At 36.1% G+C, this 23,510-nt stretch carries 20 protein-coding genes; 18 read left to right on the forward strand and 2 right to left on the reverse strand.

From position 1 onward, the window contains the following. Positions 1-131 precede the first annotated feature (131 nt). Positions 132-575: an amidohydrolase family protein gene (locus FHL06_RS08845; protein WP_238333996.1), complete on the forward strand. Its 444-nt coding sequence runs from the start codon at positions 132-134 to the stop codon at positions 573-575. Positions 576-664: 89 nt separating this feature from the next. Here FHL06_RS08845 and FHL06_RS08850 read toward each other — a convergent pair whose 3' ends face one another. Continuing rightward, positions 665-1,855, reverse strand: coding sequence for a hypothetical protein (locus FHL06_RS08850; protein WP_153385863.1), 1,191 nt, complete (start codon positions 1,853-1,855; stop codon positions 665-667). Positions 1,856-2,091: 236 nt separating this feature from the next. Between FHL06_RS08850 and FHL06_RS08855 the strand changes: the two genes are divergently transcribed. The 14 genes from FHL06_RS08855 (at position 2,092) to FHL06_RS08920 (ending at position 20,594) form a co-directional block, all read left to right on the forward strand. After that, the gene (locus tag FHL06_RS08855; protein WP_153385864.1) at positions 2,092-3,294 is read left to right on the forward strand and encodes a metal-dependent hydrolase family protein; all 1,203 of its coding nucleotides are present in this window, start codon (positions 2,092-2,094) and stop codon (positions 3,292-3,294) included. Positions 3,295-3,306: 12 nt separating this feature from the next. Then, positions 3,307-4,506 carry a metal-dependent hydrolase family protein gene (locus tag FHL06_RS08860; protein ID WP_153385865.1) on the forward strand — a complete coding sequence of 400 codons (1,200 nt, stop codon included), beginning with the start codon at positions 3,307-3,309 and terminating at the stop codon, positions 4,504-4,506. Between the two features lie 165 nt (positions 4,507-4,671). Then, the gene (locus tag FHL06_RS08865) at positions 4,672-6,072 is read left to right on the forward strand and encodes an MFS transporter (protein WP_162000202.1); all 1,401 of its coding nucleotides are present in this window, start codon (positions 4,672-4,674) and stop codon (positions 6,070-6,072) included. 116 nt (positions 6,073-6,188) lie between these two features. Then, the gene (gene polA, locus FHL06_RS08870) at positions 6,189-8,846 is read left to right on the forward strand and encodes a DNA polymerase I (RefSeq protein ID WP_153385866.1); all 2,658 of its coding nucleotides are present in this window, start codon (positions 6,189-6,191) and stop codon (positions 8,844-8,846) included. 8 nt (positions 8,847-8,854) lie between these two features. Then, a complete protein-coding gene (mutM, locus tag FHL06_RS08875; protein WP_153385867.1) occupies positions 8,855-9,682 on the forward strand; it encodes a DNA-formamidopyrimidine glycosylase in 828 nt (275 codons plus the stop codon). Continuing rightward, complete coding sequence (coaE, locus tag FHL06_RS08880) at positions 9,679-10,272, forward strand: dephospho-CoA kinase (RefSeq protein WP_153385868.1); 594 nt, start codon at positions 9,679-9,681, stop codon at positions 10,270-10,272. Before mutM ends, coaE begins: the two co-directional genes overlap by 4 nt. A 21-nt stretch (positions 10,273-10,293) precedes the next feature. After that, complete coding sequence (nrdR, locus tag FHL06_RS08885) at positions 10,294-10,767, forward strand: transcriptional regulator NrdR (RefSeq protein ID WP_153385869.1); 474 nt, start codon at positions 10,294-10,296, stop codon at positions 10,765-10,767. Positions 10,768-10,779: 12 nt separating this feature from the next. Next, positions 10,780-12,165 carry a DnaD domain protein gene (locus FHL06_RS15015; RefSeq protein WP_153385870.1) on the forward strand — a complete coding sequence of 462 codons (1,386 nt, stop codon included), beginning with the start codon at positions 10,780-10,782 and terminating at the stop codon, positions 12,163-12,165. 2 nt (positions 12,166-12,167) lie between these two features. Further along, the gene (gene dnaI / locus FHL06_RS08895; RefSeq protein WP_153385871.1) at positions 12,168-13,076 is read left to right on the forward strand and encodes a primosomal protein DnaI; all 909 of its coding nucleotides are present in this window, start codon (positions 12,168-12,170) and stop codon (positions 13,074-13,076) included. Between the two features lie 298 nt (positions 13,077-13,374). Continuing rightward, a complete protein-coding gene (gene thrS, locus FHL06_RS08900; protein ID WP_153385872.1) occupies positions 13,375-15,318 on the forward strand; it encodes a threonine--tRNA ligase in 1,944 nt (647 codons plus the stop codon). Between the two features lie 477 nt (positions 15,319-15,795). Next, the gene (gene ald, locus FHL06_RS08905; RefSeq protein WP_153385873.1) at positions 15,796-16,911 is read left to right on the forward strand and encodes an alanine dehydrogenase; all 1,116 of its coding nucleotides are present in this window, start codon (positions 15,796-15,798) and stop codon (positions 16,909-16,911) included. 26 nt (positions 16,912-16,937) lie between these two features. After that, positions 16,938-17,966 carry a bifunctional threonine ammonia-lyase/L-serine ammonia-lyase TdcB gene (gene tdcB, locus FHL06_RS08910; RefSeq protein WP_153385874.1) on the forward strand — a complete coding sequence of 343 codons (1,029 nt, stop codon included), beginning with the start codon at positions 16,938-16,940 and terminating at the stop codon, positions 17,964-17,966. Between the two features lie 106 nt (positions 17,967-18,072). Then, a complete protein-coding gene (locus FHL06_RS08915) occupies positions 18,073-19,473 on the forward strand; it encodes an APC family permease (protein ID WP_153385875.1) in 1,401 nt (466 codons plus the stop codon). Between the two features lie 137 nt (positions 19,474-19,610). Further along, positions 19,611-20,594, forward strand: coding sequence for a zinc-binding dehydrogenase (locus FHL06_RS08920; protein ID WP_153385876.1), 984 nt, complete (start codon positions 19,611-19,613; stop codon positions 20,592-20,594). Positions 20,595-20,620: 26 nt separating this feature from the next. Here the strand turns inward: FHL06_RS08920 and FHL06_RS08925 are convergent, their stop codons facing one another. Continuing rightward, positions 20,621-21,913: a hypothetical protein gene (locus FHL06_RS08925; RefSeq protein WP_153385877.1), complete on the reverse strand. Its 1,293-nt coding sequence runs from the start codon at positions 21,911-21,913 to the stop codon at positions 20,621-20,623. Between the two features lie 389 nt (positions 21,914-22,302). On the opposite strand from FHL06_RS08925, the gene infC reads away from it, so the two are divergent. From infC to rplT, 3 genes are read left to right on the forward strand one after another with little or no spacing between them, the layout of a single operon-like run. Further along, positions 22,303-22,836: a translation initiation factor IF-3 gene (gene infC, locus FHL06_RS08930; protein WP_162000204.1), complete on the forward strand. Its 534-nt coding sequence runs from the start codon at positions 22,303-22,305 to the stop codon at positions 22,834-22,836. Positions 22,837-22,849: 13 nt separating this feature from the next. Continuing rightward, positions 22,850-23,047 (forward strand): 50S ribosomal protein L35, encoded by a 198-nt coding sequence (gene rpmI / locus FHL06_RS08935; RefSeq protein WP_057867869.1) that lies wholly within the window; start codon positions 22,850-22,852, stop codon positions 23,045-23,047. Between the two features lie 48 nt (positions 23,048-23,095). Next, complete coding sequence (gene rplT / locus FHL06_RS08940) at positions 23,096-23,452, forward strand: 50S ribosomal protein L20 (RefSeq protein WP_025084494.1); 357 nt, start codon at positions 23,096-23,098, stop codon at positions 23,450-23,452. The last annotated feature ends 58 nt before the right edge of the window (positions 23,453-23,510 follow it).

A 23,510-nucleotide genomic window follows, 5' to 3' on the forward strand; every position in this document is an offset into this window, starting at 1 on the left:
AACTACAAAACTCCACGGGAACTATTCACTAGTTTCTGTGGAGTTTAGAAATGTACTTTTCTGGTACTGATATATTTCGTATTTATTTTTGGACAAGTGGCTAACTTGTTCTTGTAATTTTCGATATTGAATTGATTCAAGAAAAAGGTATCTACCTAACACCTACCGTTATTGCTACTTATTCAATTCCTGCTTACGGTGAAGGGAAATTACCTGATTATATGGTCGATAAAGCTAAAGGCTTTAAGGATAAGTTCTATGCTCGTATGAAAGTAGCAATTAAAGGTGGCGTCACATTAGCTTTTGGTACTGATGCGGGAACTCCATTCAATACTTTTAGCGATATTCCTAAGGAATTGGAATTATTGACAGATGTCGGAGCAAGCAATGAAGAAGCTCTCTTCGCAGCAACTAGAAACAGTTCTCACTTGTTAAGAATCGATGATAAATATGGTTCAATTAAAGAAGGCAAAATTGCTGATTTCTTAGTTTTAGATGAAGATCCATTAAAAGATATCAAGGCCGTTCAACAAAAAGATAAACAAGTTTACAAAAAAGGTAAATTGGTCGAATAAATATTTATATCATTGTGAACTCAAAAAGACACAGTAATCGTTTTTCGATTGCTGTGTCTTTTGTCGCTATTAAAAAATTTCAATTGAAATCAAAGTAATTTCAAGAAGACAGACGCAATAATAACTGATGCGACAGATACTGTTGCAAAGCCTCCAACTAACATTTTTGGCAGGATATTGGCAGTTAAATATTCTTCCTCGCCCTTGTTATTTGCAACACTGTGGCAAACTTCAGTGGTTAAAACAAAATCAGCCGGGAAACCAAATAAAGCTGTCAGTGAACAGGCAAAAGCCATATTTTTACTCATACCAAAAGGTTTTGCTAAAGCAAATGAAGCTAAAAACATTCCAAAGATACCTAAGAAAATCAAGACAATGATTTGGATAATGATATTTCCAATTACTTGTGGGGTCGTGAGACTTAATTGCGAGAAGATATATGCAAGTAGACCATACATCAACCAATTGAAGACGCCTGCTTTGTTTAGGACACTGTCTTCCAAGAAGCCTAGTTGATGGGCGATAACACCGAAGATCAAACAAATGACATTAGCATTGATGACGCCATTCATCAAACCTGCTACCCAATTACTCAATAGAGCAACTAAAGCCACACGAACGATGATAAAGACCGGTGTCTGATATTGGTCGGGTAAATTCAAAACCGGTTTTTTATTATTTTCGTCAACTTTTTCTTGGTGAATCATTTTAAAGACATTTGAGTCGGGGTCGTCTTTTCCATGATTATATTCAGTTACTAAACGATTGCCTTCTTTTCTCAATAAGAGTGAAGTTAAAGGATAGCCAATCATTGAATGCATAATATACATTGAAACAGGTAGTGCGACTAATGTAGTAATACCAGCTGCCTTTAAACCATTAGTCATCAATAGTGCAGCAACTAAACCTCCAGTTAATGGTGGAATAGCGGCAACGACTGTGTGCCAATTGTAAATAAAAGTACCTACGATCAAAGTGAAAATCAATGTGCCGCAAACCCCTAAAAGGGCAATACACACTGCTTTCCACTGAGCTAATAATTCTTTGAAATTCATTAAGGTACCAAGGTGAACCAATAGTAGAGAAATGCCGATTCCAATAAAAGAACTATTAAACGATGCTTGAGCAACAATATTTTTGGGCAAGACGGTCCAAAAGCCAATCACGAAGCAAATAGCTGTAATAAAAATTGAAGGGATGAAGGCTTTTGTTGCAGCCGATACCCAATCTCCAATTAACATAAAAACCATAACAATAGTAAATGCAATAAGATAATTCATAAGCTTGCCCTCCTAAATAACAAGATTAAAAAATTATTAGAATTTAACTTATTCTTTTTTTATTTTTATGTCAAATTTAATTTTTATAATATCAGGAAATCAGGCTTATCAACGCCTAAACTGTGGTAAAGCTTAAATTAAAATATTTATTATTTAAATTGGAAATAATTAATAAAGCGTTGACAATAATTAAAATGAATCTTAGAATTTGGTCAATAAATTTAGGAGGCATTACTATGACACAGACTTTATATAAAAATTTCAATTTATTTGATGGCAACAAAGCTAGTATTCAAAAGGATGCTTGGTTTATCGTTGATGATGAGTCAGGCAAAATTGTTAAATTAGGTTTTAAGGATACACCTAATTCACAAGAAGTTGTTGATCTCAAAGGGAAGTACGTGATGCCAGGATTGATTAATGCTCACACTCACATCATGATGAATCCCCAAACGAATAAATTGGAGTATTTGTCTGAAGCTGAAGTTACTTTTACTGTCTTAAAAAACCTAAAAGAATTGTTAAAAGCAGGTATTACATATATCAGAGATTGCGGCTGTGCCTTTGATGTCGATATTAAATTGGCTAGATTGCAGGCCGAGGGTCAACTAGGTGGTACCGAAATCTTGCCTTCAGGTCGTCCTATGAGCATGACTGGTGGTCACGGTGATTTTACCGAAGGACTAGATGGCGAAACGACTTGGGGTAATTTAGTAGATTCTACTGATGAGATGAGAAAAGCAGTCCGTCACGAATTTAAATTGGGTGCTAAGAACATCAAGGTTATGGCAACTGGTGGCGTTATGTCAGCGACTGACCAAATTGATGATACAGAACTTTCAGTTGATGAAATTAAAACTGCTGTTGAAGAAGCCCATTCAAAACACATGACAGTTGCCGCTCACGCTGAAGGAGCAAACGGAATTCACAATGCAATTGTTGCTGGAGTCGATTCGGTTGAACACGGTTCTTATGTAACTGATGAAGACATCGATCTAATGCTTAAACAAGGCACTTATCTAACACCTACATTGATTGCTGCTTATACGATTCCTGAATACGGCGAAGGTAAATTGCCACAATATATGTTGGATAAGGCCAATTCATTTATTAAAGATTTCTATGAACGTGTTGGCGTGGCAGCTAAAGCTGGCGTTAAATTGACTTTTGGGACTGATGCTGGAACGCCATTCAATGGCTTTAAAGATGCTACTAAAGAGTTTGAATTGATGACCTCAGTTGGTGCAACCAATGAACAAGCTTTGTTTGCAAGTTCTAAGAACAGTGCCAAATTACTTGGAATCGACAAAGATTATGGAACTTTGGAAGAAGGCAAGGTTGCTGATTTCTTGGTTCTAGATAATGATCCGGTTGCTGATGTCAAAGCTATTCAACAAGAAGATAAAGCAGTTTATAAGAAAGGTATTAAGGTGTTTTAGAGGTTATTAATTATGACGAAAACATTTATTAATTTAAACTTGTTCGATGGCGTTAAAAATGAAATTGTGAAAAACAGTTATTTGACGGTTGACGACAAGGGAAAAATTTTGGCAAAGGGCATTGGGACTCCTGATGATTCTTATCAAAAAGTTGATTTGAAAAATAAGTTTGTTATGCCTGGTTTAATTAATGCACATACGCACATTATGATGAATCCAGTTACAAATAAATTGGAATATCTTTCTGAAGCTGAGGTTACATTTACAGCTTTGAAAAATTTGCAGACGTTGTTGCATGCAGGGGTCACTTACATCAGAGATTGCGGTTGTCCGTTTGATGTCGATATTAAATTACGTCGTCTTCAAGAAGATGGACAATTAGGAGGAACTGAAATTTTGCCCTCAGGTCGACCAATGACGATGACTGGTGGTCATGGAGATTTTAAAGAAGATTTAGACGGTCATGTAACTTGGGGTCATTTGGTTGATTCACCAGATGAGATGAGAAAATCAGTTCGTCAGGAATTTAAACTTGGAGCTAAGAATATTAAAGTTATGGCAACTGGTGGCGGGATGTCTTCAACCGATCAAGTTGACGATACCGAGTTAACTGAAAGTGAAATTCGTGTAGCTGTTGAAGAAGCCCACACCAAACACATGACGGTAGCGTCACATGCTCAAGGCAACAATGGGATTCAAATTTCCCTAGATGCTGGAGTTGATTCAATCGAGCATGGTATTTATGTTGATGAAAAGCAAGCAGAGTTTATGAAAGAACACAATGTTTATTTGGTGCCAACCTTGAATGCTTGTGCAGGAATCGATAAGTATGGTGTCGGTAAGATACCAGATTATATGATTAAAAAGAATGATATCGTTAAGAAAGATTTCTTCAAAAATATCGGTATGGCTTTGAAAAAAGGTGTGAAAGTCGTTGTTGGAACTGATGCTGGTACACCATTCAATAGTTTTGAAACTGGTACGACCGATGAATTGGAATTGATTGCAGGACTTGGTGTAAGTCCTTATCAAGCCTTGCTTGGAACGACTAAATATGCGGCTGAATTATTGGGAATTACTGATAATTATGGAAGTCTTGATGTGGATAAGTTTGCTGACTTTTTAGTTTTGGATGAAAATCCACTGGAGGATATCAAAGCTGTTCAACAAAAAGATAAACAAGTCTATAAAAAAGGACAATTAGTCAAATAAAAATTTTCTGTAAATTCTAGAAATAATTTTCAATATTTTGTATAATGAATACAGATATTACAGGTTTGGCTATGACAGAGCATATTGTCATAGCTCATTTTTTTTGGAATTTTCCGTTAAAAATGGGTAATATTAAATATATATCTAGAAAAAAGAGGCAAAAACGTGGAAGATAGAGTATCAACACGTGTAAAATTATCGATTTTAGCGGTTGGATTATTGTCATTTACCGGAATTTTGATTGAAACTTCAATGAATGTAACCTTTCCAACTTTGACTAAGGAATTGAATGTCAGTTTAGGGACCGTGCAGTGGTTGACGACTGGATATTTGTTGCTAACAACCATTGTCATGAGCACAACGGCTTACGTGTTAAAAAAGTTTCATCCGTTGAAAATTTTTATTTTTGCGGCTTCACTATGTTTAGTGGGAACGCTGGTTTGTTTGTTCTCGCCAACCTTTCCAATTTTAATGGCAGGGAGACTTTTGCAGGCGATTGCGACTGGATTGTCAACTCCATTAATGTTTAATTTAATTTTTGAAGAGATTCCACCAGCTAAATTAGGACTTTATACAGGATTAGCTGGAGTGGTGATTTCTTTAGCTCCAGCTTTAGGACCAACTTATGGAGGTATAATCAATCGACTTTGGACTTGGCGTGAGATTTTTGTTGGCGTGATTCCTTTGATTGTAATCTTATTTATTCTTGGATGGTTTACTGTTCGAGGCAAAGTCAGGGGTACAGAGGGAATTTCCTTTGATTATTTAAGTGTTGTCTTTTTGGCGGCAATCTTTTCAATGGTTCTCTTTACCTTTGACCAGGCAGGTAAACATGGCTGGACTTCAAGCCAATTCATCTTGTGGATTATTGCTTCGGTTGTTGTATTCTTGCTTTTTGCTTGGTACAACAAGAAGAGTTCTCGTCAATTGATTGACTTTTCAATTTTGAAATTACCAGTGCTTCGTTTAAGATTATTTGGTTATTTTAGTTTGCAATTCATCAATATTGGTTTGTCATTTGTTATTCCAATTGTTGCGCAAACAGCATTGAAGATGAATTCAGCTCAAGCAGGTTTGACTTTGTTGCCGGGGTCATTATTAGGTGCTTTATTAGGGCCAGTTGCTGGTACCTGGTATGATAAAAAGGGTGCTTTGCCACCTCTTTTGACTAGTGGAATTTTGATTACAGTTGGTTCAGCATTATTTTGGATCAATAGTGATAACTTATCCTTTGTCACTATCACTTTGATTTATATTGTGGTTAGATTAGGCTTTAACTTTGGTTTCGCTAATTCATTATCTGATGGTAGCGTTCAAGTTACTGGTAGAAAAAAATCTGATCAAAACTCGTTATTTAGTATGATGCAGCAATACGCTGGTTCATTAGGTACGAACGTTTTATCAGTCGTTATTTCAGCGGTGGCTTTGACTAGTGGTACAAATGATGAGGTCATAAATACCCTCATGGGTGCTAAACTCGACTTTATTTTGTTGACCGTTTTGTCAGCTTTAGTCTTGTTATCGGTGATTTATATTTATTACAAATATGAAAAAAAGAATAATTAATTTTTAAGTCCTGACTTTTAGAGAATCAGGACTTTTTTTAGTGTCGACAAAACTGTTACAAAGAGTCTTGATTTGTTAAAATAGTAGTAGTTAATTTCGGTTTTATTGGAGAATATATGTCAGAAAATAAAAAATTACTTTTAATAGATGGAAACAGTGTCTCGTTTCGAGCATTCTTTGCAATGCACAACGTTTTAGACAAATTCGTCACTGGTGAGGGAATCCATACTAATGCCTTGTATGCCTTCAATAATATGTTAGAAATCATCTTAAAAGATGAAAAGCCAACACATGCTTTAGTAGCCTTTGATGCAGGGAAAACGACCTTTAGAACAGAGATGTTCAAAGAATATAAGGGTACACGTGCTAAAACTCCACCTGAATTGATGGAACAATTGCCTTTGATTCAAGATTTATTGAATTATCGAGGAATAAAAACTTATGAATTGCCAAATTATGAGGCAGATGACATCATCGGAACTATGTCTCATAAAGCCGCAAATGAAGGCATGGATGTCACGATAATCACAGGTGATCGGGATTTGACCCAATTATCAACTGATAAAATTACCGTTAAAGTCAATGTTAAGGGTGTCACTGAAACGGAGAGCTACACTCCAGAACACGTCAAAGAAAAATTAGGAATCACACCCAAACAAATTATCGATATGAAAGGCTTGATGGGAGATAACTCCGATCATTATCCTGGGGTCGAAAAAGTCGGTGAAAAGACCGCTATCAAATTAATCAATCAATATGGCAGCGTTGAAGATGTTTATGACCATGTTGATGAGATGAAAAAAAGCAAATTAAAAGAGCATCTAATTAACGATAAGGACAAAGCTTTTTTAAGTAAGAAACTCGCCACGATCGATTTAGATGCTCCAATTGAAATTGGTTTAAGCGATGTTGAATATCATGGCGATAATCAAGAACAATTGATGCAGTTTTATCAAAAGATGAATTTCAAATCATTTTTAGATCGAATGGATGCACCAACAAAAGATTCGACAGCTGAATTAGCTGACCTTGATGTTAAGGAATTAAATAAAGCAAGTGTCGAAAAATTAGTTCAAGAAAATCAAACTTTAACGTTGATTGTTGAAGGTTTTGGCGATAACTACCATACTTCGCCAATTATTGGTCTAATGATATCTGATGGGAAAAATTACTATGGAACGACTGACTTTTCTATTTTGGAAAATGAAGCTTTGAAGGCTTGGTTAGCTGATAGTTCTAAGGAAAAGTATTTGTTTGATAATAAGGCAACGATTGCGATGTTGCATCGCTATGGCTGTGAAATTGATGGCGTGACGTTTGATATGCTGTTAGTCGCTTACTTGTTGGATTCTAATGATAATAAGCAAGACATCGGACTCGTTGCCAGAAATTACAATATCAATTTACCAACCGAAGATGAATTTTATGGCAAAGGCGTCAAAAAAGCTGTGCCAGAAGATGATGATTTATTATTGAAATTTTTAGCTCAAAAAGCTCAAGTTATCGATAAACTCAAAGATAAAATGATGGCTGAATTAAAGGACAATGATCAAGATAGTTTATACGATGAAATTGAATTGCCATTGTCTAAAGTCCTAGCTGAAATGGAAATCAAGGGAATTACTGTTCAAGCATCGAAATTAAAAGAGATGGAGAATACCTTTGGTGCCAAATTAGCTGAGATTGAAAAAGATATTTATAAAGATGCTGGGAAAGAATTTAATATCAATTCACCTAAGCAACTGGGCGTCGTCTTGTTTGAAGACTTAAAACTGCCAGTTATTAAAAAGACTAAAACTGGTTATTCAACGTCAGTCGATGTCTTAGAGAAATTGAAAGATAAATCGCCGCTGGTTCAAAAAGTCTTAGATTATCGTCAAATTTCTAAGATTCAGTCAACTTATGTTGTTGGCCTCCAAAAATTCATTCAACCCGACAACAAGATTCATACGATTTACTTGCAAACTTTGACGCAAACGGGTCGTTTGTCATCAATTGAACCTAACTTGCAAAATATTCCGATTAGAGTTGACGAAGGTAAAAAGATTCGTAAAGCCTTTGTTCCTCAACATGATGATTGGGAGATTTTCTCAGCTGATTATTCTCAAGTTGAATTGCGTGTGCTAGCTCATATTTCGGGAGACGAGCATATGCAAGAAGCCTTTAAAGAAGATTACGATATTCATGCTCACACTGCTATGCGTATCTTTGGCTTGAATAGTACTGACGAGGTAACTCCGAATATGCGTCGCCAAGCTAAAGCGACTAACTTTGGTATCGTCTATGGAATTAGCGATTATGGGCTATCTCAAAATATTGGTATTAGTCGAAAACAAGCTGGAGCTTTTATTGATTCTTATTTTGAACAATATCCTGGCGTTAAGCAGTACATGGATGATATCGTTAAGTATGCTCGTGAAAATGGCTATGTTGAAACAATTATGCATCGTCGCCGTTATTTGCCAGATATTCATTCAAAGAATTTTAATGTTAGAAACTTTGCTAAAAGAACCGCTATGAACACTCCTATTCAGGGAAGTGCGGCTGATATTATTAAGGTTGCTATGATTAATATGCAAAAGATGCTTGAAAAAGAGAAATTACAAGCTAATTTATTATTACAAGTACATGATGAAATGATTTTTGAAGCTCCAAAATCAGAAATTGAGACGTTAGAAAAATTAGTACCAAGCGTGATGGATTCGGCAGTTAAGTTGGATGTTCCTTTGAAGGTCGAAACAGCTCATGGAAAAACTTGGTATGAAGCAAAATAGGTGATAAGATGCCAGAAATGCCAGAAGTTGAAACAGTTAAACGTGGTTTAAATGCCCAAGTAAAAGGGCGCAAAATTATGCATGTTGAAATACGTTATCAAAATTTAATTACTGGGGATGTTGAGCAATTTATTGAATTTGTGACCGGCAGCACCATTACTGATGTGGGTCGCCGAGCAAAATTCTTGTTGATTCATTTGGATAATGGTTATACAATTATCAGTCACTTAAGAATGGAAGGCCGTTATCGTGTTTCGGCTGATCCTGCAGCAATTGATAAGCACTCTCATGCAATTTTTACATTAGATAATGGTCAAAAAATGATTTATAATGATGTTCGAAAATTTGGTAGGATGCAACTGTGGCCAACCGATGATTTACAAAATAATAAGTCGATTCAAAAACTTGGGCCAGAGCCACTATCAAGTGAATTCACTTTTAAAAATCTCAAGCCTAGAATTATGCGTCATCGAAAAGATATTAAAACTGTTTTATTGGATCAATCTGTAATGAGTGGTCTAGGTAATATTTATGTCGATGAGGTACTTTGGAAAGTAAAAATACATCCTGAAACTCCCGCAAACCATTTAACGGATGAAAATATTCAAGCCATTATTGAAGCTTCCAACGAAGAAATGAAAATGGGAATTGAGTCTGGTGGTTCAACTGTTCGATCTTACGTCGATGCCACAGGTCATACAGGACATATGCAAGACCGCTTGAAAGTCTATGGCAAAGAGGGAACTCCTTGTCCAAGATGCGGTACAGAAATTAAAAAAATTAAGGTTGGCGGACGTGGAACGCACTTTTGTCCATATTGCCAAGTAGTCCAATGAGTAAGATATATGGTTTTACCGGCGGTATTGCAACAGGTAAGTCAACAATTTTAGATTTGTTTTTAAAAAAGGGTTATCAAGTTTATGATGCTGACAAAATTGCTCGTGAAGTAGTAGTCCCAGGTTCAATTGGTCTACGTCAAATTGTTGATGTTTTTGGAGAAGATATTCTAAAAAAAGATGGAACTTTAAACCGAAAAAAATTAGGTTCGATTGTTTTTGGCGATTATCAAAAATTGAAAAGCCTCAATAAGATTACTCGTCCTTTGATTAAGAAAAGAATTTTAAAAATTATATCTGAAACTAAGAATTCAAAAAGTGCAACCATCAGTATTTTCGAGATACCCCTTTTGTTTGAAGGCGGGTATCAAGCTTATTTTGATGGTGTAATCAGTATTAATATCAAACCACAAGTCCAATTGAAACGACTTATGGAACGTAATGGTTTGAGCAAAAAAGTTGCTTTAGAGCGAATCAATTCTCAAATGTCGATGGATGAAAGAAACCAAAGAGCGGATTTTATTATCGATAATTCCAGTGATTTAGATCATCTGCAAGTAGATTTTGATAAGTTGATATCACAACTTTAATTAAGAAAAGAGGTTAGAATCTTGATTTGTCCACATTGTCATCATGATTCATCAAAGGTTATTGACAGTCGTACCAGTGATGAAGGACGTGCTATTAGACGTCGACGCGAGTGTGAAAATTGCGGTACAAGATTTACGACGTTTGAAAGATTAGAAAAATCACCACTTTTAGTTATTAAGAAAAATGGCAATCGCGAAGAATTCAGTCGTGAAAAGCTTTTACGTGGTTTAGTTAGAGCTGCTGAAAAGAGACCAGTTACGATGGACCAAATGAACGATATCGTTGATAAAGTTGAAAATGCGATTAGAGCAACTGGTGAGAGCGAAGTCAGATCACAAGTTATCGGTGAACATGTGATGAAGATTCTAGCTAAAGTTGACGATGTAACTTATATTCGCTTTGCCAGCGTCTATCGTGAATTTAAGGATATGAATGGTTTTATGAAAGAAGTTCAAGAAATGATGTCTAACGGTAAAAAGTTGGATAAGAAGTAAGGGGGCGTGCCGGTGTCTACAGGTAATTTTGCATCAGATAAGTTTACGCCACTAGTAGGCTATTGGTGTCTACCCAATGGTCATCTAAACGATGATGATCGACATATTTTAACAGATTTATATTTACCAATTTTAGGGATTGAGGCATTCAGTCTCTATTTGTTGTTATGGGAGAAAGTTCCCAATAAAGAATTGGTAACGCAAAGAAAGCCCCACGCCGATTTGTTGGGGCTTTTAGGCATTGATTTAAGACGGTTTTATGAGGCTCGAATCAAAGCTGAAGCTTTAGGTTTAATCAGGACATTTGAAAAGAAAGATGATTTGGGACCGTACTATGTTTATCAACTGATAGAACCATTATCACCTGATGAATTCTTTAAGGATGACTTAATGAGCATTTTTCTTTACGAACAAGTAGGTGAGAAAAAGTATCATTTATTGGCTGATAAATATTCTCACTCTGATCTTGTTTTGAAGAATTCCCAAGAAATCACAAAAGACTTTCTAGAAGTTTTTCAGTTGAGCAATAATGATTTGATCAACACGCCTTCAGAAGTTAAGAATACTCAAAATAGTTTCCAAACACAGCCTTCAAAGAAAAATCCATCTTTAAATGAGAAAAAGATGGAGCCACTCGACTGGGAATTAATTACGGACCGTTTGCAGCAATCTTATCGAATCAGTTCCGATAATGTCTTAGAAAATCAAGAATTGATTTTGAATTTGCATGCCTTTTATGGACTAGATGAAATGACTTTGATCAATTTGATTGGGAAAACATGCAATATCGTGACTAATAAGATTGACCCAACAAGACTCAAAAAATCAGCTCAAGACCGTTTTGAAAAGAATGTCAATATTTCTGTAAAGAAGCAGGCTTTGGAAGAAGTTTCGAGTCCTAAAGAAGATGAAAATGCGTCAACCAAGAATTGGAATCGTGCTGAGCAACAAATTTTACAACAAGCTAAAACCATGACCCCAGCAGACTTTTTAGCTGCTCAAAAACAAAAGAGCGGTGGTTTTACTGGTACAGTCGAATCAAGGGCATTACGAAATATGGCAATGAAAAGTTATTTGCCAGTTTCCGTATTGAATATCATGGTCTATTATATTCTGCAAAATTCACCAACATTAACGCTGCCTTTGATGGAGACAATGGCTAATGATTGGCAGCAAAATAAGGTTCAGACGGCTGAACAGGCTTTGCAAAGAATCAATGATTTTCAAACCAAGCCTCGTAATCCCAAACGACATTTCAATAACAATAAAAATCGTAAAGTTGAACAAGCTACTGATTGGAGTAAAGTTAAAGCAAAGGTTCCTCAGAATCAAAATACTCAAAAGAATCAGACTAATCTTCAAGATAGACTAAAACGATTAAGAAATAAGGATAATTAAGCATGGAAAAATTAGGAAGCAGATTGGCAGAATATTTAAATTCAAAGAATTTGACGGAGGATTATCGCCGTCTTCTTAATGCAGCTTTAAAAGACGAAGATGTTCAAAAGTTTTTGAAAAAAAATAGCGATGAGATTAATCCCAATGCTATTTCTACCAGTGCTGCTAGCATTTATGAATTTTATAATAATAAGCACCATAAAAGTGAATTGACTCAGGGCTATTATCCTAAATTGATTGTCAGCAACCACAATATTGAAGTTGCCTATTATCCAAATGAAAAATTGCAAAACCGCGAGAAAAAAGATCAATATGAGTCTGGATTTGTTTTGATGGATATGGCTTCTGATATTCGGAATGCTAAATTGGACGATTACAGCGGTCAAGGTCGAGAGGATGCTTTGAGTCAAGCTCTAGATTTCATTGATCATTATTTAAATCAAAAAAAATTTATTCCTGGTTTATATTTGGCTGGTGATTTTGGCGTTGGCAAGACGTATCTTTTGGGAGCAATCGCAAATGAATTATTTAAACATGATGTTCATACGACCCTGATGCATTTTCCTACTTTTGCCATTGAAATGAAAAATTCAATTGGAACTAATAGCGTTTTAGAAAAGGTCAATAAGATTAAAGATGCTGAAATTTTAATGCTTGATGATATTGGTGCTGATTCAATGTCTAGTTGGATTAGGGATGAAGTCTTGGGAGTTATTTTGCAATATCGAATGCAAGAGAATTTACCAACTTTCTTTTCGTCGAATTTTTCCATGAATGAATTGGAAAAGCACTTGTCGATAAACCAACGAGGTGAAGAAGAGCCAGTTAAAGCTAAACGAATTATGGAGCGAGTTAAGTATCTATCTCGTGAAGTGATCGTGACTGGTCCAAACAGAAGATTTCAAAAATAGCTTGCAATAATAAAAAATTAATGTTTAAATGAAGCCAATGAAAGATAACACTTCGGTTCTACTCAGGGAGGGTACGATTACTGGAAGCTTACCCATTACTGGAGTTACCATTTTCGTTTAAAATTGTATAATTGTCAGTTACTTTATAACTAAATGAGAGAAAACTGTTATTTGTTGTACAGTTTTAAACTGGGTGGAACCGCGCGAAATACGTCCCTGAAGTATATGCATATTTTTGAATATGTTTATACTTCAGGGACGTATTTTTTTGTTATCAAAATTTTAGGAGGATAGGTCTATGTCAAAAATCAAATTAACATTCCCAGATGATTCAGTTAAGGAGTTTGATCAAGGCACAACTACTTTGGACGTTGCTAAGTCAATTAGCACATCATTGGGCAAAAAAGCTGTTGCTGGTAAACTTAACGATACATTAGTCGATCTAAAACGTCCCATCAAGCAAGACGGTAAGATTGAAATTATCTCAGCTGAAGATAAAGAAGATGCACAAGAGGTACTTAGAAATACTGCTGCTTTGGTATTCAGTGCTGCAGCTAAGAACTTTAAATCAGATCTTCACTTCGGTGAAAAACAATCAAACAGTGATGGTTTCTACGTTGACACTGATAGCAAGTCAGGACAAATCAGCGTTGATGAATTAAAAGAAATTACTGCTTTGATGAATAAAATCATCAAAAACAATGATGAAATTAAAAGATCAATGATGGACAAGAAAGACCTTGTAGAAATGTTCAAAGATGATCCATACAAGTCATCATTGATTGGTGCTATTGAATCAGTCCAAATTCCTGTTTATGAGTTGGATGGATTTGTTGATTTCGGTTACGATGCAGTTCTAGTAAATCTTAGTGCTTTGAAACACTTTGAATTGCTTTCAGTTGCTGGTGCTTACTGGCAAGGTAAGTCAAGTAACCCAATGCTTCAAAGAATTTATGGTACAGCCTTCTATGAAGAAGATGGCCTAAAAGCTGACTTGAAGCGTCGTCAAGAAATCAAAGAACGTGACCACAGAACTATTGGTCGTGATCTTGACTTGTTCTTCGTTGATCCAGAAGTTGGTGCCGGTCTTCCATATTGGATGCCAAATGGTGCAACAATCCGTCGTGTTATTGAAAGATACATTGTTGATAAGGAAGTTGCTTGGGGTTACCAACACGTTTATACACCAATCCTTATGAACTTAAATGCTTATAAGACTTCAGGTCACTGGGCACACTATCGTGAAGACATGTTCCCACCAATGGATATGGGTGATGGCGAAATGCTAGAACTTCGTCCAATGAACTGTCCTTCACATATTCAAATTTACAAGCACCACAACCGTTCATACAGAGATTTGCCTCTTCGTATTGCTGAATTAGGTATGATGCACAGATATGAAAAATCAGGTGCGTTGAGTGGTTTGCAACGTGTTCGTGAAATGACATTAAATGATGGTCACACATTCGTTGCTCTTGATCAAATTCAAGAAGAATTCAAACGTACACTACAATTGATGGTTGAAGTTTATAAAGACTTCGATATCAAAGATTACTCATTCCGTCTAAGTTACAGAGACCCTGCTAACACAGAGAAGTACTTCGATGATGATGAAATGTGGGATAGATCACAATCAATGCTTAAGGGTGCTATGGATGACCTTGGTCTTAAGTACTACGAAGCTGAAGGTGAAGCTGCATTCTATGGTCCAAAACTTGATGTTCAAACAAAGACAGCTCTAGGTAATGACGAAACATTGTCAACCATCCAACTAGACTTCATGCAACCAGAGAAGTTCAAGTTGACATATGTTGGTTCAGATGGTGAAGATCACCGTCCAGTTATGATTCACCGTGGTATCGTTTCAACTATGGAAAGATTTATTGCATACCTAATTGAAATGTACAAGGGTGCATTCCCAACATGGTTAGCTCCAACACAAGTAAGAATTATTCCAGTTAATGATAAACTTCACTCAGATTATGCAAATGATGTTCTTTCAGAATTACGTGCTAAGAATATCCGTGCTGAAATCGATGATCGTGATGAGAAGATGGGTTACAAGATCCGTGACGCTCAAACAATGAAGATTCCTTACACAGTTGTTGTTGGTGATGATGAAGTTAAAGATGCTACCGTTTCTGTAAGAAAGTACGGTCAAGATGATTCTTCATCAGAAAATGCTAAGATGTTCATTAATAGTGTTGTGGCTGATATTAGTAATTTCAGTCGTGAAGATTAATAAAGTCAAATAAAAGTTAAATTTTTTAAGCCTAACCACGTAAAAAACGTGATTAGGCTTTTTTTAATTGAATTAAAATTTGTTAAAGAATGAGCAATCTAAGCTGTTTGACATGTTTATACATAAAAACTAGTTTCAAAAATTTCAGTCAATTTTTGAGAATTAAATTAATTAAAAAAAGGACCAGAGGTACTTTTTAAATTTAAATAGTATCTAAAAGGCGATATAGCAACATTGTTCACGATTTATGAACAGTTGTTTATTTATATTGATATAAATATAACAATTATATATTAATCAAAAAGTGATAATTGTGAAATCAAAGTTTTTTTGGATTTCTGGAAGCCAATCTTACCAGTGGATACCTCCAAAATCCCAGTTTGTGAAGTAAAAAAAGGCGTTGCCAGCTCTTTTTGTAAGCGTTATCATGCATTTGTAAGGAAATAGTTATAGACTTCACAAAAGGAGCGTGTGAGTATGCAAATTGGTATTATTAAGGAACAAAAAGAAGGAGAAGGCCGTGTAGCGGCTACTCCAGAAAATGTTCGTAAAATGGTCGATGCCGGAAATGAAGTTCTTGTTGAAAAGAACGCCGGAGTTGGTGCTGGATTTTCTAACGATGAGTATGTTGAAGCTGGTGGTAAACTAGTTAGCCATGCTGATGGTTGGAAAGCTGATTTAATCGTTAAAGTTAAGGAACCAGATCCAGAAGAATATCAATACTTTACAAAAGGCAAGATTGTTTGGGGATTCCAACACTTGGCATCATCTAAACCAACAGTTGAAGCTATGATGAAAGCTGGAACAACAGCTATTGGCGGCGAAACGATTGTTAAAGATGGCAAGTTGGAATTATTAGCACCTATGAGTGCTATTGCCGGTAGAAGATCTGTGATTATGGGAGCTTATTATCTTGAAGCTCAACACCAAGGACAAGGAATTCTATTACCAGGAATTCCAGGAATCGAAGCTGGTAACGTAGTTATCTTTGGTGGTGGTAATGCTGCTACAAATGCTGCTGAATTAGCTTTAGGTATGGGATGCTCAGTTGTAATCATTGAATTAAAGGATGAACGTATCAAAGAACTTCAAAAGAAGTTTGCTGACCAAAACTTCCGTGCTGTTAAATCAAATGAAGAAAACTTGGCTAAAGAAATCAAAGATGCTGACGTCTTTATTTCAACAATTTTAATCCCAGGCTCAAAACCACCTAAGTTGGTTAAAGAATACATGATTAAATCAATGAAACCAGGCAGCGTTGTTGTTGATGTCGCAATTGATCAAGGTGGAACTGTTGAAACAATTGACCACCCAACAACAATTGATGACCCAATCTTCGTTAAAGATGGAATCATTCACTATGCTGTTCCAAATCAACCTGGTGCTGTACCACGTACAGCTACAATGGCTTTGGCAAAAGGCAATATCGATTACTTATTGGAAATTGCTGATAAGGGAATTGATCAAGCAATCATGGATGATGATGCATTAGCTTCTGGTGTAAATATTTATGAGGGTAAAGTTACAAACAAAGGCTTAGCTGATTCATTAGATGTTCCATTTACAGATTTGAAAGAACTATCCGTTAATTAAAATAAAAAATTGGTGAGGTAGGAAAAATGATTAAAGGCGTAAATGTTAATACTATGGTAGATATTCACGATATCCAAGAGGCTCAGGCTATTGTTGGTAAATATGCCCGTAAGACTCCTTTAGTACAATCAATGTTTTTGAGTAGAAATATTGTTGGTGGCGATGTTTTCTTAAAGCTAGAAAACATGCAATTGACTGGATCATTCAAATTCAGAGGCGCTAACAATAAAATTAATCATTTAAGTCAAGAAGAGCGTGACCGTGGCGTTATTACAGCATCTGCTGGTAACCACGCTCAAGGTGTTGCTTTAACAGGTCACCTTCTTGGAATCGACACAACAGTTGTTATGCCAGATGAAGCACCACAAATGAAACGTGATGCAACACGTGGCTACGGTGCTGAAGTTGATATTCACGGAGCAACTTTTGATGATGCCCACGAATGGATGCGTGAACGTGCTGAACGTGAAGGAAAGACAATCGTTGATCCATTTAATGATAAATATGTTATTGCTGGACAAGGAACAATTGGATTGGAAATCCTAGATGATATTTGGGATGTAGATACAGTTATCGTTCCTGTCGGCGGTGGCGGCTTGATTTCAGGTATCGCAGTTGCTTTGAAATCATTTAATCCATCAATTCACATTGTTGGTGTTCAATCAGAAAACGTTCACGGCATGTATTCATCAGTTAAAGCTGGTAAGATTACAAAACATCACGATGACTTTACACTCGCTGATGGAACGGATGTTGCTACACCTGGTGACATTACATTCCCAATTGTTAGTCAATTAGTTGATGAAATTGTTCTTGTTAATGAAGATGAAATTGCTGGAGCAATGAAAGACTTGCTACAAAGAACAAAGGTTGTTGCTGAAGGTGCCGGTGCACTTCCAGTTGCAGCTCTTGAATCACATAAGATTGATGACAGATGGCTCAAGAATAAGAAAGTTGTTGCTATGGTATCTGGTGGTAACGTTGATTTGGGCCGAGTATCAGAAATCATCGACCACTTCTTCAAACCAGTTGAAGCTGATGGGGGAATCGGCTAGACAGAACTTTTGAAGACAACAAGAGATGCTGCATCCTGAGGTGCAACATCTCTTCTTTTTTAAAAAACGAAAATGGATGTTTCTCTTTGTATTGGAGGTTAATATTATGGGCGATCAAGATACTGGTTTAAAGAAAACAATTGGCTTCTTTCCCGCCTTTGCAACCGTAACTGGAACTGTTATCGGTACTGGAGTTTTCTTCAAAGCTTCAGCCGTTACCAATTACACTGGTTCCGTCAGTTTGACGATGCTGGTTTGGTTGATAGGTGGAATTATTACCATTTGTGCTGGTCTTACGGGAGCCGAATTAGCTGCAGCATATCCTGAAACAGGTGGTTTAACAAGATACATTGAACATAGTTATGGAGGATTCTGGGGCTTTATGGCTGGCTGGGCCCAAGCAATCATTTATTTCCCAGCTAATGTTGCCGCTATCTCAATTGCATTTGGGACTCAATTTGCACATTTGTTCACACTCTCGAATGCTTGGATAGTTCCGGTAGCAGTTTTAAGTGCACTTTCAGTTACATCCCTGAATTGGATCAGTGCTAAAGTTGGTGGACGCGTCACTTCAATTTCATTAGTTGCTAAACTGATTCCATTAGCATTGATAGTACTCTTTGGATTCTTGCACAAAGGACCGGTTGATTTCTCGCTGTTCCCTGTTGTTGCAGGTCCACATCGTAACTTTATTGCAGCCATTGGTAACGGACTCTTAGCTACTATGTTTGCTTATGATGGCTGGATTCACGTTGGTAATATCTCAGGTGAAATGAAAAATCCGCGTAAAGATTTGCCAAGAGCAATTTCTCTTGGGATTGCCGTTATCATGATAGTTTATTTATTAGTTAATGCCGTCTTCATGTTTGTTTTGCCTCTCGGCCAAATTTCCGGTAATTTGAATGCTGCTTCAGATGCATCAACTGCCATCTTTGGCGACATGGGAAGTAAATTAGTTACAATTGGTATTTTAATTTCTGTTTATGGTGGTTTGAATGGCTATACAATGACAAGTATGCGTGTTCCTTATGTTATGGGTAAAGAACACAAATTGCCATTTGGCGATACTTTTGCAAAATTAAATAAAGCAGGAATACCTTGGGCAGCCGGGGCTATTCAATTGGCCATTGCTTGTTTAATGATGCTATCAGGCCAATTTGATGCAATTACCAATATGCTGATTTTTGTAATCTGGATTTTTTATGTAATGGCGTTTGTCGCTGTTATTAAACTCCGTCACACAAAACCAGATTTGTATCGTCCTTACAAAGTTCCGCTATATCCAATCATTCCAATTGTTGCAATTATTGGTGGAACCTTTATTCTAGTCTGTACTTTATTTACTGAATTCTTAACAACTATGATTGGTATCGTTGTTACGGCTGTCGGTATTCCATTTTACTTCTACCTCAAAAAGAAATGGAACTTCGATGAAGTTGAAAATGATTCAAGCGATAAGAATGATGTTAAAAAGAATAAAAGTGACTTAAAAGAGGTTACTGAATAAAAATAAAAATTCTCGAATTTTTGGTAAAGCAAGTAAACTTACTAAATAATCCGAGGATTTTTTTATCTTGAAATGTTTGAATTAATTGATATGACAGTGCTAATCTAAATTCATCAGTTATTAATTGGAGGAATAGAATGAAAGCATTAACGATAAATTCAAATCAAAATAAAATTGAAGATATTAAAATATCAGAAATGGAAAAGCCCCAAATCCTAGACGATGAGATTTTAATCAAAGTGCATGCAGTTGGATTAAATCCTGTCGATTATAAAATGGCTGAGGGTCATAATCCTAATTGGAGCTATCCCCATGTCTTAGGATTAGATGCAGCCGGTGAAATAGTTCAGGTTGGTAAAACTAACCCTAAGGATTTTAAAGTTGGACAAAGAGTTTTCTTCCACGATGATTTAACAAAAAATGGCGTGTATGCTGAATACGCCAAAGCTAAGTATAATATAGTAGGAAAAATTCCAGATAATGTCACTTATCAAAGTGCAGCGGCAATCTTATGCAGTGGGTTAACAGCATATGCAGCTATTTTTAGAAAGATGAATTTGACTGGGAAAAAGACTATTTTAATTCATGCTGGAGCTGGCGGAGTTGGTAGTATTGCTATTCAATTAGCTAAACACCTTGGTTTGACAGTAATTACAACTGTTTCTGAAAAGAAAAAAGATTTTGTTAAAAAAATTGGTACCGATTATATTATCGATTATAAGAATCAGGATACTGATGAAATGATTAAGCAGATTACATCGGGTATTGGGGTAGATGTAATCATTAATGATGTTGGTGGAATTGAGTCTCAAAGGGATTTAAACCGCTTAGCTTATAATGGTGCTGTAGTTGATATTTTAAATGTCCCTGACATTATTCATTACAATTTGAGTGCAAAGGGACAAAGCGTTTTGAGTTTGAATTTAGGTGGTGCTCATCAAGGAAAAACACCGAGTCAATTGGATGATTTAGGCGTTATGGCTGATTCTTTAGTTAAATTAGTCAGTCAAGGTGTAGTTGATCCCTTGATAACAAAAGAAATCAGCTTTGCAGAAATTCCTGATGGCTTAGAATTATTAAAAAAACATCAAACCGTCGGTAAAATCGTTGCGACTGTTTGATGTTTTAAGTTAAATAAATTTAGTTATTAAATATATGGAAAAGTACTTTCTGATGAAATATTAGTTGTCTCTGAATTTTCACCGTGGGCAAGTATTTGACCATCTATTTTGATATTATGAACGATTGCACCACTGTCAGCGACAAGGGATGTGATCTGTTTACCAAAAGTTTCAATGTTTCCGTGAATGTTTAATTTTTTGACTTCACCGCCATTTTTGATACTAAGAGCATTAGCAGGAAGTTTAACGTTGATTCCTTTAACGAGTGAATTACCAGTATCTCCATTGGTTTTGATATCTCCATCGATAAAAATCGAACCAACTTTTTTGGAAATTTGAATGCCGATGGAGCCATCGCCAAATGTATTAATGGAAGAAAAGTGTCCTTCTTCCAAAGTTCCATCATATTGATTGTAGGCTCGAGCCCCAAGTCCATAAGTTTCGATTGGAGCTTTAGCAGTGAAAGTTTTGAAAGTGCCAAAATTAACGAAGCCGATTCCAGAAGGTCCGTAAGAAGTGACGGTATCGTTTACGACCCAGTTGTCGACTTCTCCCCAAGCGTCAAGTACCATGTCATTGACGCCGTAAGTAGTAGTTTTTCCGCTTTGAATTACAGAACTTGCATAGGCACCATTGACAATAAAAATAGCACCAGTGATCAAGTCGGCAACGCCAAAGGGAATTTTACCAGTTGAATGAACCTCATTTGTTTGCAGCTCTTTGACTTTGACTTTTCCACCATTGTCGCCAAAACCAGCGATGAAAACGCCTGAACCAAAGACAGGGTTATTTTCTTGTCCAATAGAAATATCTGTAGCTTCAATTGTCAATAAACTAGAACTATCTGAATTAAAATTGTAAATTGTCAAAGCACCTTGCAAAACATTAACCCCATATTTTTGTGGTTGTTCTAAATAATGTCTGGCATCGGCTTGAAGAATGTTGATTTTATTTAAAATTAAATCTGCGGTTTTAGTGGGGGACTTTGCAATGAATGAAAATTGACCGGAGAGCGTTAAATTTTTAAATTCAAAATGGCCTAAATCTTCTGAAAAGCTCGCAGAGAAGATAGCTCTTTTTTCACTAGGTGCTAAAATTGATAAGTCAGAAATTTGGTTGTCTTGTGTCACGCCAATTCCATCGCTATCTTGAAAAATTAATGCAGGCAAGGATTTATTTTCTTGAGGAATTCCAACTAATTTAGTATTTGGAGATATAATCAGTGGATAATTAACGGTGATATTTCGTTTGATTTCTATTTTGGGCTCATTTGTTGAAATTGCTTCAACTAATTCAATGAAATTATTTACTTTACTCATGATTTCTCACATCCTAATTTATAATAACTGTATTTAAATACTCTTTTCATAATTATTCCAGCTATCATAATTCCTTTTGAGAAATGAAAATGTTAAAATTAAATAAGAGACCAACAGAATATTAATATACCAAGCTTTATAGATATAAAATGTATTGAACGGTAGTCGAATCGTCTAGTGAGAGTTGTAGGCTTGATTTTACTTTGAATAAAAGTATTGACACTTACATGATCTATTGATATAGTTAATAACTGTTGAGATTAAGCAGAAGCGCCCGCTTCTCACCTATGCATTCGCCTCTAGGTTAATACGATTGCGTAAATATATAGTGGGCATGCTTGTGCAGCCCGCTTTTTTTGTGGGTTAAATTACTTCGGAGGTGACTACTCATAGCAAGAGAATTGTTAATAAATGATCAAATACGTGCAAAGGAAGTACGTTTGATTTCTGAAAATGGCGATCAAGTTGGTGTAAAACCAAGGGCAGAGGCACAACGTTTAGCTGAAGCCGCAAATATGGATCTAGTCCTTATGTCCCCAGGTGCTAAACCACCTGTTGCCAGAATTATGGATTATGGTAAATATAAGTTTGATCTTCAAAAGAAGGATCGCGAAGCACGTAAAAAACAAAAAACCGTTAGTCTTAAAGAAGTACGTCTAAGCCCAACTATTGAAGAGAATGATTTCAATACCAAGCTTAACAATGCTCGTAAGTTTTTAGCTAAGGGTGATAAGGTCAAAGTTTCTCTTCGCTTTAGGGGTAGAGCAATTACTCATAAAGAGATAGGTAAGGAAGTCTTAGACCGTGTCGCTGAGCAGACTAAGGATGTTGCTACAGTAACAACCAGACCTAAGATGGATGGACGTAGTATGTTCTTGATGCTTGATCCAATTAACGCTAAAGATAACAAAAAGAAGAAATAGTGGAGGGATTTTCATGCCTAAACAAAAGACACACCGCGCATCAGCAAAGAGATTTAAGAAAACTGCTAATGGTGGTTGGAAGAGAATGCACGCTTATACAAGTCACCGTTTCCACGGTAAGACTAAGAAGCAACGTCGTCAATTGGCTAAGCCAGGTATGGTTAATGCAAGTGATATGAAACGTATCAAGCAAATGTTAGCCACATACTAATTTGCCACACTAATTATTAAGTCTTTATAATAAAAAGGAGGAGTCATTATGCCACGTGTAAAAGGTGGAACAGTAACTCGCAAACGTCGTAAGAAAGTTTTAAAATTAGCTAAGGGATATCGTGGATCAAAACATATCACTTTTAAAGCAGCTCATACTCAAATAATGGTATCATACCGTTATGCATTCCGTGATCGTCGTCAAGTAAAACGCGATTTCCGTAAATTATGGATTGCAAGAATCAACGCTGCTGCTAGAATGAATGAAATCAGCTACAGCAAATTGATGCATGGCTTGAAGTTAGCTAATGTTGACATTAACCGTAAAATGTTGGCTCAAGTAGCTATCGAAGATCCAAAGGCATTCACAAGTTTAGTAGATACAGCTAAAAAAGCTTTAGCTTAAATTTAAAACGTAATTTGGATAACCCCAAATTACGTTTTTTTACTAAATAGCAAAGTAA

This window comes from Companilactobacillus halodurans (genome assembly GCF_009600985.1).
GTDB classification, from domain to species: domain Bacteria; phylum Bacillota; class Bacilli; order Lactobacillales; family Lactobacillaceae; genus Companilactobacillus; species Companilactobacillus halodurans.